General features: G+C 56.1%; 15 protein-coding genes. 4 read left to right on the plus strand and 11 right to left on the minus strand.

Going from position 1 to position 12,499, the window contains the following annotated elements; all coding sequences use genetic code 11:
• Positions 1 to 331 precede the first annotated feature (331 nt).
• Positions 332 to 1,492: a deoxyguanosinetriphosphate triphosphohydrolase gene (locus J2S31_RS11350; protein WP_237099203.1), complete on the minus strand. Its 1,161-nt coding sequence runs from the start codon at positions 1,490 to 1,492 to the stop codon at positions 332 to 334.
• A 208-nt stretch (positions 1,493 to 1,700) separates the two neighbouring features.
• Entirely contained in the window at positions 1,701 to 2,069 is a 369-nt protein-coding gene (locus J2S31_RS11355; RefSeq protein ID WP_237099204.1) for a tetratricopeptide repeat protein, read from the minus strand.
• Positions 2,070 to 2,236: 167 nt separating this feature from the next.
• Between J2S31_RS11355 and J2S31_RS11360 the strand changes: the two genes are divergently transcribed.
• From J2S31_RS11360 to serA, 4 genes are all read left to right on the plus strand, one after another.
• Positions 2,237 to 3,391 (plus strand): hypothetical protein, encoded by a 1,155-nt coding sequence (locus J2S31_RS11360; RefSeq protein ID WP_237099205.1) that lies wholly within the window; start codon positions 2,237 to 2,239, stop codon positions 3,389 to 3,391.
• Positions 3,392 to 3,669: 278 nt separating this feature from the next.
• Positions 3,670 to 4,128 carry an RDD family protein gene (locus tag J2S31_RS11365; RefSeq protein WP_237099206.1) on the plus strand — a complete coding sequence of 153 codons (459 nt, stop codon included), beginning with the start codon at positions 3,670 to 3,672 and terminating at the stop codon, positions 4,126 to 4,128.
• Positions 4,129 to 4,170: 42 nt separating this feature from the next.
• Positions 4,171 to 5,322: a pyridoxal-phosphate-dependent aminotransferase family protein gene (locus J2S31_RS11370; RefSeq protein ID WP_237099207.1), complete on the plus strand. Its 1,152-nt coding sequence runs from the start codon at positions 4,171 to 4,173 to the stop codon at positions 5,320 to 5,322.
• Between the two features lie 109 nt (positions 5,323 to 5,431).
• Positions 5,432 to 7,012 (plus strand): phosphoglycerate dehydrogenase, encoded by a 1,581-nt coding sequence (serA, locus tag J2S31_RS11375; RefSeq protein WP_237099208.1) that lies wholly within the window; start codon positions 5,432 to 5,434, stop codon positions 7,010 to 7,012.
• 78 nt (positions 7,013 to 7,090) lie between these two features.
• Here the strand turns inward: serA and J2S31_RS11380 are convergent, their stop codons facing one another.
• From J2S31_RS11380 to J2S31_RS11420, 9 genes are all read right to left on the minus strand, one after another.
• A complete protein-coding gene (locus J2S31_RS11380; protein ID WP_237099209.1) occupies positions 7,091 to 7,690 on the minus strand; it encodes a peptidylprolyl isomerase in 600 nt (199 codons plus the stop codon).
• Positions 7,691 to 7,799: 109 nt separating this feature from the next.
• On the minus strand, positions 7,800 to 8,495 hold the full coding sequence (locus J2S31_RS11385) for a YecA family protein (protein ID WP_237099210.1): 696 nt from the start codon (positions 8,493 to 8,495) through the stop codon (positions 7,800 to 7,802).
• A 157-nt stretch (positions 8,496 to 8,652) separates the two neighbouring features.
• The gene (locus J2S31_RS11390; protein ID WP_237099211.1) at positions 8,653 to 9,087 is read right to left on the minus strand and encodes an Lcl C-terminal domain-containing protein; all 435 of its coding nucleotides are present in this window, start codon (positions 9,085 to 9,087) and stop codon (positions 8,653 to 8,655) included.
• A 51-nt stretch (positions 9,088 to 9,138) separates the two neighbouring features.
• The gene (locus tag J2S31_RS11395) at positions 9,139 to 9,606 is read right to left on the minus strand and encodes an Lcl C-terminal domain-containing protein (RefSeq protein WP_237099212.1); all 468 of its coding nucleotides are present in this window, start codon (positions 9,604 to 9,606) and stop codon (positions 9,139 to 9,141) included.
• Between the two features lie 3 nt (positions 9,607 to 9,609).
• On the minus strand, positions 9,610 to 10,497 hold the full coding sequence (locus J2S31_RS11400) for an Lcl C-terminal domain-containing protein (protein WP_237099213.1): 888 nt from the start codon (positions 10,495 to 10,497) through the stop codon (positions 9,610 to 9,612).
• Between the two features lie 12 nt (positions 10,498 to 10,509).
• Positions 10,510 to 11,070, minus strand: a complete 561-nt coding sequence (locus tag J2S31_RS11405) for an Lcl C-terminal domain-containing protein (protein ID WP_237099214.1) — start codon at positions 11,068 to 11,070, stop codon at positions 10,510 to 10,512.
• A gap of 17 nt (positions 11,071 to 11,087) precedes the next feature.
• A complete protein-coding gene (gene uxx1 / locus J2S31_RS11410) occupies positions 11,088 to 11,306 on the minus strand; it encodes a UXX-star selenoprotein family 1 (protein WP_237099215.1) in 219 nt (72 codons plus the stop codon).
• Between the two features lie 40 nt (positions 11,307 to 11,346).
• A complete protein-coding gene (locus J2S31_RS11415) occupies positions 11,347 to 11,985 on the minus strand; it encodes an Lcl C-terminal domain-containing protein (RefSeq protein ID WP_237099216.1) in 639 nt (212 codons plus the stop codon).
• A gap of 53 nt (positions 11,986 to 12,038) precedes the next feature.
• Entirely contained in the window at positions 12,039 to 12,479 is a 441-nt protein-coding gene (locus J2S31_RS11420) for an Lcl C-terminal domain-containing protein (protein WP_237099217.1), read from the minus strand.
• Positions 12,480 to 12,499: the final 20 nt, after the last annotated feature.

The following is a 12,499-nucleotide window of genomic DNA, read 5'->3' on the forward strand; positions in this document are numbered from 1 at the left end:
CCTTTAAAATAAAATTGATTCTCTTTTGTTTTCAATAATTTGGCTATCTTGACAGATATGAACCCTCTGCCCATATTTAATCGCATAAAGGTAATTACCAGGTTGGAGCGACAAGCCCCGACCCAAACCCCTCCAAGGAGGAGTGGACCATGGAATGGTTAGACATCGGTGAGAGTGGAAGGTTCCTGATCGCTGGATTGGCGATCCTGGCCGCGATCGCGTTCATGTATCTGTTCGGGAAAAACCTCGAATAAACCAGACGGCGCTTTCCAAAAGATACGGGCAAAGGGTCATCCCGGGGGGATGGCCCTTTCTGCTTTTGGAATCCCAATCAAACCGGCGTGCCCAACCCTTCATCCGGGCTGTACAGCTTTTTGTATTCGTCGATGGAAGACCGGTCGGTCATTCCTGAAATGGTGTCGCAGATCCGCCGCTCCATCGAATCCTTCAAACCATCCTTGTGCGCCGGTTCCGGCAACAGTTCGGGATACCGCGCGTAAGCCTCGAACAGTTTGGTCAGATACAACTCCGCCTTGAACTCCATGCGCCGCACCTTGCGGTGATGGTACATGTTCTTGAACAGGAACCGCTTCAACTCCAGGTTCTTTTCGTTGCACTCCTCGCTGAAGCCGGCCACCCGCGCCGGACACGACCGCACATCGTCCACCGTCCCGATCTTGTACTTACGCACGTTCCTCAACGTGGTCTTGCGGAAATCGGTGACCAGGTCGTTGATGATGGCGCGCACAATCTGGTACTTCTTCAATTCAAGGTCGAGGTTGGTGTACTGCTGGTTCAACAGCTTTTCGTTTTCTTTCCACAGCGCCACCTTGCGCAGTTCCTCAGGATCCAGCAGCTGGGAGGTGATGCCGTCGTCCAGGTCGTGTGCGTTGTAGGCGATGCCATCGGAGAAGTCCGCCACCTGTCCTTCCAGCGTCGGGTACTTGAACCGTTTGTTTTTGAGGATCGGGTTGTCGCCATCGCGGCTGTGCTTGCTGATGCCCTCCTGCACCTCCCACGTCAGGTTCAGCCCTTCAAAATCCGGATAGCGCTTTTCCAGAACGGTGACGATGCGCAGGCTCTGCCGGTTGTGCTCGAATCCGCCGTGGTCCTTCATCAACTGGTTGAGCACACGCTGACCCGTATGGCCGAAAGGCGGATGCCCCAGGTCGTGCGCCAGCGCGATGGCCTCTGCCAGGTCTTCATTCAGGCGGAGTGACTTGCAGATGGAGCGCGTGATCTGTGCCACTTCCAGCGAATGCGTGAGCCGCGTGCGGTAGTAGTCGCCTTCGTGATAGACGAACACCTGCGTCTTGTATTCGAGCTTGCGAAAGGCGGAGGAATGGATCACCCGGTCGCGGTCACGCTGAAAACGGGTGCGGTAGGCGTGTTCCTTCTCACGGATGCGCCTTCCCCGGCTGGCGCCGCTTTTCACCGCATAGGGAGCGAGGTACTGCTCTTCCAGCTTTTCTATGTCCTGACGTTTGAGCACGTCGTTTTCCTTAAATTTGATGAGAGGATGCAAACAAGCCGATGCACCGTTTCCGAACAGGAAACCCGGACATGGCATTGTATCCCATTCGCCTTGATTTGCAATTCACCCTCCAGAAGGAATCCCCCTCGCGAGGCCTCCCAACTTCCACAAAAAAAGCCGGAGTCCCGCCGGACTCCGGCCCGTATGCGCTGGGTGCAGGTGGCAGTCACCCTCCGATGTGGTCCTTCAAAATCTGAGATTGCAGGATTTCCTTGCGGTCCTGCGCGAATTCCTTTGCTTTTTTAAAATGCCGCGTCGCCCGTCCGTGGTTGCCCAGCTTGTCCAAAGTGATGGCCATGTTGAAATGCGATTCCCCAACGTGCGGATCCATCTTCACCGAAGTGCGGAAATGCTTGAGGGCTTCCTCAAAGTGCCCCTTGTTATAATGCATGATGCCTTCCTCATTATGCTGATGAGCGCTGGCATCAGAACCTTCCCGGTTGGGAAAGCTGAGCGGCCCTTCTTCCGCCACCGCATACACCGGAGCCATCAACCCCACACACACCAGTCCCAACATCATCCATTTTCTGATCATGACCGTCCTCCCTTCCAAGGTTGGATATGCCTTAAGGATACCAAAAAACGCCGGGACCGGATTTCCCTGGCGGACAAAAAAAATCCGGCCACCGGGCCCACCCCGGGCTCCTCTCCTAATGCATTATTTTTCTTGACGTTATTCTCCTCCGATCCTATAATAATCACATGCTTTGTCCAGATTGTGGGTACACATACTTCACCAAGTCCAAGCGGTGTCCCAGCTGTAGCGCCAACGTGCGGCAGACCAAGACGCACCTGGAGTTGGCGCAGGAGAAAATGTTCGTCATTTTCGAAGGCGAGGGATACGCCCCTGCCGAGGTGGGCTCTGCGGACATGTACGACACCTACGGGGCGCCGGATTTGGGTGAAGACGAATCCATGTACGCGGAAGGCGAGGAGGCCATGACCGTCTCCGCCGACGGCGTGTTCACCGACATCGGCCCGGACGACTTTGAACTGGATCTGTCGGAAGCCATTGAAGCGGGTTACGCCGGAGAAACCCCGGGTTTCGGGGAAATGGCCGCCGCCGGTGTGGTGGGTGCGGGGATCGCAGGCGCGGCCGATTACGCCGCCGACACCATCGAACCCGGCGCTTACGAACCTCCGCCGATGGAAGATTTTGACGACGACGCCGAGGCGGATGTGAATTTCGATCTGGATACCCAAGAAGATTTCGGCGATTCGGAAATTGAGGGCATGGGTTTTGGACTCGATGACGAGGCAGACGCCAGCGCCGATGTGGACACGGACGATCTCGACCTCGGCGAAACCGCCGGTCTGGATTTGGGCGAGGACGCTTCCACCGATATGGATTTGGATCTGGATTTGGACTTGGGTGACGATTCGGATACCGATGCCGGGCTGGATCTCGATCTGGGTGGAGATGAGGACACGGATCTGGACCTCGGTGACGACGAACCGGGCGTCGAACTGGATTTAGGCGAGGACGAACCCGATGTCCAGTTGGACCTGGGTGACGACGAGCCCGATGTCCAGTTGGACCTGGGTGACGACGAGCCCGACGTTCAGTTGGATTTGGAAGACGACACGGACGCGGACACCGGCTTGGATCTCGATCTCGATGAGGAACCGCAGGTGGAAGGCCTGGACGATGAAGGCGATACCGCCACGCTGGACGCAGGTGATGACAGTGGCATTGAGCTGGACCTCGACCTGGATGATGTTTCCGCCGAACCGGTGGTTGACCTGGACGACGATGCAGAATCCAGCACCCCCTCGGATTCCGACCTCGGTCTGGACGATCTGGATCTGGACGGCCTTGAGCTCGATCTCGACACCGATCCCGACGACGACAAGTAAACCTTCCCCTCTCCCGATTTTCCCTTCCTTGCAAGTCTCTGGAATTGCTTCCAACCCTTTGTAAATGTTTTGAATCCCACCAACCTCCTTTTTTCTCTCCGCTTGTCCGCATTCCCTCAAAAAAATTGGATTTTCCGCCCGATTTCCATTATAAATTGGGATACGAAATCATTTTGTGGGAAGCACCCGCTCTGCCCGGGAGCCGGGTGGAGACTGGCAGGCTGTTTTCCAGACCCATACCGCGTTTTCCCTCTTTGCCATATCCTTTGATATCCTCCATGAAGCCGGCCGGTTTCCGCCGCCGTTACATTGCATTACTGCTGGATATCACCGTTTTGGAAATTCTTGGTTTATTGCTAAGCCGGACCTTTCTGAATCAGGCAGGAACCGATATGGGGTCCATGCTCATAAGCATGGCGATGGGCCGACTCCACGAAGGGAACACCCTGCCCTTGCTGGTTGTGGGTGGCTTTCTGCAGGTGATTTTGATTTGTGTCTACTTCGTGGTGTTTACCGGCATCACCGGTCAAACTCCCGGAAAAAAGTTGATGGGGATTCAGGTCCGCATGGCGGACGGCCAGCCTGTAGGTTTTCGGGGTGCGGCGGTTCGCTCCATTCCCGGCTACCTGCTGTCCACCGTCACTCTGGGTCTTGGATTTCTGTTGGCCCTGACCGACCCGCGTCAACAGGCCCTGCATGACAAATTCGCGGAAACGCGGGTCTTTATTGTTGGATAAAACCCTAACTGCAACGGATATCGATAACAGGAAAAGAGGATTATGAATAAGACGTATTTGCTCGCACCCGGGCCGACACCGGTTCCGGAAAAAGTGAATCTGGAAATGGCCGCGCCGATGATCCACCATCGCACCCCGCAATTCAGCAAGATCTTCGGGGAAGCCGCCGAGGACGCCAAGTATCTGTTTCAGACCAAGCAGGATGTCATGATCCTGGCCTCCACCGGCACCGGCGGCATGGAAGCGTGCATCACCAACCTGTTCTCTCCGGGAGACAAGGTGCTGGTGATCAACGGCGGTAAATTCGGCGAACGTTGGGGCAAAATCTCCGAAACCTACGGACTGGAACCCATCTGGATCAACGTCGAGTGGGGACAGGCCGTGAACGTAGCGGACGTAAAGGCGGCGTTGGAAAAGAATCCGGATATCCGCGGTGTGCTGGTGCAGGCCAGCGAAACCTCCACCACCGTCTCGCACCCCATCGAGGAAATTTCCAAACTCACGCGGCAACGCGAGGATCTCCTGCTGGTGGTGGATGGCATCACCGCCGTCGGCGTGTATCCCTTGCCGATGGACGAGTGGGGCATTGACGCAGTGATCACCGGATCGCAGAAAGCGTTGCAGTTGCCGCCCGGCCTGGCGCTCGTGGCACTCAGCGAGAAAGCCTGGAAACGGGCGGAGACCGCGAAATGTCCGCATTTTTATTTCGACCTGCGCAAGGAACGCAAGAACCTCGCTGACAAGACCACCGCTTACACGCCCGCCGTGTCGCTGGTCATCGGTCTTCGCGAAGTGCTTAAAAACATCAAGGAGGAAGGCCTGGAGAACGTGCACAAACGGCACAACCGCCTGGCCCGCGCCACCCGCGCCGCGGTGAATGCGCTCGGCATGAAGCCGGTCGCGCCGGACTCCCCGGCGGACAGCGCCACCGGCATGTTCGTCCCGGAAGGCGTGGACGGCGGCAAGCTGGTGAAAAGCCTGCGTGATGAATTCGGCGTCACGATGGCCGGCGGTCAGGACCAGTGGAAAGGCAAAGTCGTTCGTATCGCGCACCTGGGGTACGTGGATACCTTCGACACCGTCGTGGCGATCGCCGCCCTCGAGATGGCGCTCAAGAAATTCGGCGCCAACATACAGATGGGCAAGGGCGTGGCCGCCGCGCAGGAAATTTTACTGGAAGCCTACTGCAAATAACCAATCGGGTTCCGGGCCACTGCGGCCCGGAACAGATTCCGGCGCCCCGGCTCCGGCTCTTGGCTTGAATCCTTCTCTGGAAAATTCGGTTTTCCTCGGAGTTTGAATTATGAAAATTCTTGTCAGCGACAACCTCTCTTCGCTGGGGGTTGATATTTTAAAAAAAGAAGACGGCTTTGAAGTGGACGTCAACACCGGTCTGTCCAAGGAAGAGCTGATCAAAATCATCCCGAACTACGACGGCCTGGTGGTGCGCAGCGCCACCAAGGTGACCGCGGATGTCATCGAAGCCGCCGACAACCTGCGGGTCATCGGCCGCGCCGGCGTCGGCGTGGACAATATCGACCTCGACGCCGCAGGCAAAAAGGGCATCATCGTCATGAACGCGCCGGACGGCAACATGATCACCACCGCCGAGCACGCCATGGCCTTGATGATGAGCATGTCCCGCAACATTCCGCAAGCCGCCAACTCACTCAAGCAGGAAAAGAAATGGTCGCCGAAAACGTTCATGGGCGTTGAGCTGTATGGCAAAACGCTGGGCATCGTCGGCATGGGCCGCATCGGTTCCGTGGTGGCGGAACGCGCCAAGGGCTTTGCCATGAAGGTCATCGCCTACGATCCCTACGTCAACAAGGAACACGCGGAGAAAATCGGCGTCGAACTCGTGGACCTCAAGGAGCTTCTGCAACGCGCGGATTTCCTCAGCCTGCACACGCCGAAGATCGACGGCAAACCTCTGCTGGGCAAGGAAGAATTCGACATCGTCAAACCGGGTCTGCGCATCATCAACTGCGCTCGCGGCGGGTTGATCGACGAAGCCGCGCTGGTGCAGGCCATCAAGGACGGCAAGGTGGCACAGGCGGCACTGGACGTGTACTCGAAGGAGCCCCTGCCGGCAGACAGCCCGCTGTTGGAAGTGAATGAAATCATCTGCACGCCGCACCTCGGCGCCTCCACCGAAGAAGCTCAGGACAAGGTCGCCATCGCCATCTGCGACCAGATCATCGATTACCTGAAATATGGAAGCATCCGCAATGCGGTCAACATGCCTTCCATCGATGAAGAAACCCTGCGCAAGATCAAACCGTTTCTCGAATTGGGTGAAGACCTGGGCAAGATTGTGTCGCAGTTGGCCGCGGGTCCCGTCACGCAGGTCAAGGTTCAGTACAATGGCGAGGTGGCGGAGACGGACGTCAAACCGATCACCATCGCAGTGCTGAAAGGCTTGCTCGAGCGCGCGATCGACGGCGTCAACATGGTCAACGCCCCGTTCATCGCCAAGGAACGCAACGTCGAGGTGCAGGAGTTGAAGAGCAACGAGATCAAGGACTACACCAGCACCATTCAGGTGCACGTCACGACCAAGGAAGGCGCGCGCGAAATCACCGGAAGTATTTTCGGCAAGGGCGATCCGCGCATCGTTCGCATCGACGATTACTACTTCGAAGCGGTGATCTCCAAGCACATGCTGATCCTGAGCAACAAGGACGTGCCGGGCGTCATCGGCAACCTGGGCAACGTGCTCGGCAAACACAACATCAATATCGCCGGGTTCCACCTGGGACGCATCGGTGAAAGCGGCAATGCGGTATCGGTGATCAACATCGACACCCCGCCGACCAGCGAGGCTCTCCGCGAATTGCGGGAAACTTCCAACGTGCTGGAAGTGTTTTCGGTAGTCATCTAGCCAACTGCATCGCAAAAACAAAAACCCGAATCCGGGAAACCGGATTCGGGTTTTTTTATACCTTGGTCGTGGCGGGACTTATTCCTTTGCTTCTCCAGCTCCGTCGCCCTCGCCGGAAGACGCCGCCTCCTTCTTCGTCGGCGGTTCGTATTTCTGCCCGTACACGTTGGCGATCACTTTCAAGATTTCCTCGTCGCCCAGGATGTTGTACACCGCGTTGGCGGATTTGAAATGCGGGCTGGTGAACAGGCTGAACACTTTCTTGCTGGAATAGCCTAGCATCATGAACTCATGCGCGTAGTTTTCCGCAACCAGGCGCAGGGTCTTGTCGTCGGCGTCTTCGTCGCCGGTGGGGGGACCGTCATCCGGGTTGACGTCGTCCTTGATCTCGTACACATAAATCAGGTGCCAGCCGAACTCGGTTTTCACCGGACCGACGATGTCGCCTTCCTCCGCGCTGAACGCGGCCACCTCGAAGGGGCGGACCATGGCGCCCTTGCCGAACCAGCCCAGGTCGCCGCCGCGTTTTTTGGACGGGCACTGGCTGTACTGTTCCGCCAGTTTGACAAACTCTTCACCCTCGTCGATTCGCTTTTTCAGATCCTCGGCCTCTTCCTTTGTGGCCACCAGGATGTGCCGCGCCTGAACTTTTTTGACCTTCTTTTCCTTGGCACTCATATCGTATCACCCTTGGATGTGGTTGATGCAGTCACAGCGCCGGCCCTTGGGCCCTGCGTAGGGTTCCCCGTCCGTCAATGTAGAAAATGGGGAAACTCCATTTGTTATCTCAATTCACCTTGAGAGCACAACATTTCTTGAACTTTTTGCCGGACCCGCACGGGCACAAATCGTTCCGCTGAGGTTTGTGACTCTGAAACTTGATGTCCGGCGTCGTTTTCATCAACTCCTCGCCGATCTTCTTCGCTTCCTTGTAGCGGTCCTTCAGAATTTCGTGGAGATTGGGAATGAATTGATGAAAACCCAACAGCAAGGCCGCATTCTTTGGTTCCAGCTTCGCGTCTTCCTCCTCACGCAGGGTTTCGTTGAAATAATACGTGTAGGTGAAGAGCGGCGGCACTTTGTCCTGCTGGCCTTCCTCGAATTTGAAAAACGTCATGCGGACGCTTTTGTTGTCGTTCCTTGGATCCAGCTCGTAAGAATCTTCGGCAAAATGCTTCTGGTCCTTGTACGAAAAATCCAGAAGTTTGCTGGAACGCGGAAACAGTTCCATGTAATTGACGTACTGCCCCGGCTCGAACACCAGGTACGACATGGGGTTCTTCTCCCCGTAGGCCTTGGCTTCCATGTAGCGCTGTTTGAAATGAAGAATCATCTCATCCGTCAGCTCTCCCTTGAACTCTTCCAGAATTTTTTTCTGTTTCTCGGTAAGAGACGGGTGATTCGGCAACAGCGCCGTGGTTTTGTTGAAATGCACGATGAAGGAAAACCGGTTGGCGTCGTTTTCCTTGTCGTTCAGGCCCACGGTGACATGGTTGCAGTCGCAGAACGGGTTGGTGCAGTAGTAGTCTTCCAGAACGTAGAGATTCCGGAAATCCTCCGCCTCGAAACGGAAGGTCAGAACCGCGTTCGTGCTTTCCTGATAATTGATGACGTTGTACGCTTCGATGGTACGCCTCCTGTCACTTCTTATCGTTATCGGTAATGGTCCGTACGGCCCGAATGGAGTCCTTGCAGGGATCGTCCCGGTTATTCACGTTTGCATGGCCGTACCGGTAATAGAAAATCACCGCACCGTTGTGCGGTTTGAGCGTAGAAGTCCACGTGGAATACCCGCCACCCGGCGAGAATGCGGGGTCGATGAACAGTTCGAACCGATCCCGGTCGCGGATGGAGGTGTCCTCGGTGAAAATGCTTTCCGCCTCCTGATAGGTCGGCATGCGCCAGTCGCGATAGCCCGCGAATTTGGCGTCGTTGAGTTTCCGGATATACGTTTCCGCCTGGAACCAGTCGTGAAACTGGCTTTCATCCTGAAAGGCGTCGGTTTGTTTCCACATCAGATTGGTGTCGGTGTCGGTGACGGTGCCGTCTCCGTTATCCTTAAAACGCTTGCCCATTCTTACGTTGCGTCTCCTTGCCAAAAACAGGGTTCACGATTTTGATCGCCGTCACAACTCGGATTTCGGGATGTCCCGGCAATAGCGCGTGGCGCCGCGGGACGTGCGGTACACGTCGTCGAACGTGATGCCACCCTTGCGGAAATTGAAACGCACGGCTTGGGTTTTGGTCCGCGTCTCCTTGGTCCAGCACAGAAACCCGAAGCCGGAAGGAAACAGGCTCGTCAGAAACGCCTTTTGTCCCATGTGATCCGTGTTTTCCTGCGACTTGTCGAACAGGCTTCGCACCTCGTCCGTGGTCGGCATGCGCCAGTCCCTGTACCCGCCGTGCGCTTGCTTATTCAACTCCTGCGCGTAATCCCTTGCCTGCACCCAGCTCAGCCACTTGTCCGTCAACTGCCAACTGTCCTGCCGGCACCAGATCAACCTGCGTTTCATATCGATGATGGTGTCCTTGTCGTTTTCGATGAAACGCGCATTGCCCGGCGTGTTCTGAGATGCGGCGGAGGCTTCGTTCATGCTTTATTGATCTTCCTCTTTCAGATCGCGGACCGGGCGGACGCCGTGACTGCGCAAACCTTTTTTATGGAACTTGTAGTCTCCGCTGAAATAATTGAAGCGGATGGCCACCGTCGGGTCCGTTTTGTGCAGGGTCTTGGTCCAACTGGTCTGTCCCGCCCCCGGTGAAAAAATGGACGGGATGTAGAGGGTGTCGCCATACGTATCCGTAACCGGGTTGCCTGGCCGGTGGATGCTCTGCGCTTCCTTGCGCGTGGGCATGCGCCAGTCGGTATGACCGGCAAACTCTTCCTTATTGAGTTCCAGAACGAAGGTCTTGGCTTCATCCCAACTGACCCACTTGTCCAGGTCCAGGTACGAGTCATCCTTCTTCCACATCAGCTTCATTTCCTGATCGGTGATGGTGCCGTTGCCGTTGTCCGCATAGCGCTCTTCGTCCGGCATTTTGTTTTCATCACCGACGATGCGCACGAGCCGGACCGCACTGGGGAAGCCGATGTTTTCCTTCGCCAGCCAGTATTCGTAATCGGCGCGGAAGTCGTAACCCATCGCCGCCTTGGCGCCACGCGTCTCCGTGGTCCACGTGGTGTAACCGCACCCGGAGGTGAATACCGGGTCGATGTGCACCTCGCACCCTTCCATGTCCGTGTTGCTGAGCTCCGGGTCGTACAGTTCCTTCGCCTCGTGAGCGTTGGGAATGCGCCAGTCCTGATACCCGGCGAATTTCTGTTCGTTTTTTTCCTGCAGGAATTCCTGGCTCTGCCACCAGGAAATGAGATGGCCTTTTTCCACCCAGGAGTCGTCCTTGAGCCACATGCGGTTTTTGCGCGTGTCGGTGACGGTGCCGTCTCCGTTGTCCACGAACCTCACTTTGGTTTTGGTTTCGGCCATTGGTTTACTCCGTTAACGCCTCGGATTGCTGGGACGGGCTTTGCGGCTGTCGCCCCTGTTGACCGGTTCCTTGCGCACCAGCCGTACCGCCCCGAACACATACTCATCCACATGCACGATCTTGCCCTCCGCGTAATCGAACCGCGGGCGGCGCGTGGAGGTGTCCGACGTCGTCCAGTGAAGCTTGAAGGAACCTTCCGGAAATACCGGGTCGATATGGATGGTGGTTCCGCCCTTGGCGGTATTGGACAGGTTGGGATCGTACAGGGTGGCCACTTCGTCCATGGTGGGAAGACGCCAGTCGGTGAAGCCGCCGATTTTGCGGATGTTCTTGAGATCCGCGTACTCCCGGCTTTCGTGCCAGTTATAGTACTTGCCCCGGTCCTGCCAGGAGTCCTTCTTCATCCAGAACAGACCCGTCACCGTATCCTGCACAACGTGAGGCCCCATTTCCACAAACCGTTTTGGGCCTTCTTCCTCGGCGACTTCGAGCTGCTCCTTGCCGTCTTCACGAAGAGCGGGTTTCAACTCCTCTTCCGGTTCCGCTTTCTTGTTCGCTTCCTCGTCCGCCATGCTGTCTCCTGTATGAATCAATCGGTGTACCCGATCACCACGTCGCCTTTATCCACGTCCACGATCACCGGGACGATATACTGACCCTCCGAATACTCCAGCATTTTTTCCAGGCCGTGCGGATTGTTGTCCACGTTGACATAAATGAACGGCTTGCACTGTTTCTTGAAATCCGCGCGGGCCTTCTGGGTATAAGGACAGTCGTCCTTACCGAAAATCATGTAATGACTGCTCATCTAAAGCACCCGAATCAGGATGGCTGACCGCCCCGCAGGCTCAACCATCGAATTTCTTGGTATCCTTACGCCAAGTGGGTTCCCACTCCTCTTTGACTTCATCCCGGACCGCACGCACATGACAGTACTCGTTGTCCTTGCGTTCCCATTTTTCGTTGCCGGTCACGTAGCTGAAGATCATGGCGTACTGCTGGTAATCCGGTTTTTCCTCGTAGGTCCACGTATTGTGTCCGCCCCCATCCGCAAACAACGGATCGATGTGGATTTCCGCACCGTCCTTGTCCTTATTGGAAACGGTGAAAGCGAACATCCGCTTGGCTTCCTCGAAACTGCACAGACGCCAGTCGTCGAAGCCGGCGAACTTTTTCTCGTTCAACTCTTCGATGTAGTCGTTGGCCTCGAACCAGTTGATGCCGTATCCGTATTCCGCGAAAGAGTCGCTTTTCTTCCACATGAGATTGTTGTGAGCATCGCTGACGGTTTCGTCGCCGTTGTCCACGAACTGAGGGCCGAGAGGGATCTCCTCATCTTCTTCCTCGCTTTCGATCTCGTCCCAGTCTTCTTCGCCGATCCAGTCGACGTCGAAGTCTTCGTCCTCGAAATCCTCGAGAAAATCATCGGAAAGGGGTTGGGCGCCCTCGTCTTCCTCGACTTCTTTTTTGATATCTTCGTCCGACACAGCTTTATTCCTCCCAGCGGGCTCAAGTGGGCCCGGTTAAAATCGCTCGCACGTCATTCGTCGCGCACCAGGCGGACGGAAGTTCCCGTTGTGGAAACCTGCTGGTCCACACACACCTCCTTGCAGGAGGGGAAATAACATTTCCATGCGTAGGTATCGTAGCGTGTGTCCGCGGTCCAGAAGCTCCATTCACCCCCGGCCTGGTAATTCGACACGTTCCGCTTTTTCTTGGATGGCAGATTCATGAACAGTTCCCAATAAGCGTCCGTGTGCTTGAGAAGGTTGCGCAGTTCGCTTTTGGTAGGCATGCGCCAATCGTTGTGGCCCAGGTAGTTCTGCTCGTTGCAGGCATCCCGGTAGGCCACCGCTTCGTCCCAGTTGAGCCACTTGCCCAACTCCTGGCGAGAGTCTTTTTTCGCCCAGACCAGGTCTTCATCCACTTGAGAAATCGTGTTGTCGCCGTTTTCCCGAAACAGTTCCTTCCAATCTGACATAACCAAACCGACTTTCAAAA

Source organism: Nitrospina gracilis Nb-211, from assembly GCF_021845525.1.
Taxonomy (GTDB): Bacteria; Nitrospinota; Nitrospinia; order Nitrospinales; family Nitrospinaceae; genus Nitrospina; species Nitrospina gracilis_A.

Excerpts from the sequence above, each read along its gene's own strand:
- J2S31_RS11420 (WP_237099217.1), bottom strand. The coding sequence starts at position 12,479 with ATGTCAGATTGGAAGGAACTGTTTCGGGAAAACGGCGACAACACGATT.
- uxx1 (WP_237099215.1), bottom strand. The coding sequence starts at position 11,306 with ATGAGCAGTCATTACATGATTTTCGGTAAGGACGACTGTCCTTATACC.
- J2S31_RS11360 (WP_237099205.1), top strand. The coding sequence starts at position 2,237 with ATGCTTTGTCCAGATTGTGGGTACACATACTTCACCAAGTCCAAGCGG.
- serA (WP_237099208.1), top strand. The coding sequence starts at position 5,432 with ATGAAAATTCTTGTCAGCGACAACCTCTCTTCGCTGGGGGTTGATATT.
- J2S31_RS11380 (WP_237099209.1), bottom strand. The coding sequence starts at position 7,690 with ATGAGTGCCAAGGAAAAGAAGGTCAAAAAAGTTCAGGCGCGGCACATC.
- J2S31_RS11405 (WP_237099214.1), bottom strand. The coding sequence starts at position 11,070 with ATGGCGGACGAGGAAGCGAACAAGAAAGCGGAACCGGAAGAGGAGTTG.
- J2S31_RS11370 (WP_237099207.1), top strand. The coding sequence starts at position 4,171 with ATGAATAAGACGTATTTGCTCGCACCCGGGCCGACACCGGTTCCGGAA.
- J2S31_RS11395 (WP_237099212.1), bottom strand. The coding sequence starts at position 9,606 with ATGAACGAAGCCTCCGCCGCATCTCAGAACACGCCGGGCAATGCGCGT.
- J2S31_RS11365 (WP_237099206.1), top strand. The coding sequence starts at position 3,670 with ATGAAGCCGGCCGGTTTCCGCCGCCGTTACATTGCATTACTGCTGGAT.
- J2S31_RS11390 (WP_237099211.1), bottom strand. The coding sequence starts at position 9,087 with ATGGGCAAGCGTTTTAAGGATAACGGAGACGGCACCGTCACCGACACC.
- J2S31_RS11355 (WP_237099204.1), bottom strand. The coding sequence starts at position 2,069 with ATGATCAGAAAATGGATGATGTTGGGACTGGTGTGTGTGGGGTTGATG.
- J2S31_RS11400 (WP_237099213.1), bottom strand. The coding sequence starts at position 10,497 with ATGGCCGAAACCAAAACCAAAGTGAGGTTCGTGGACAACGGAGACGGC.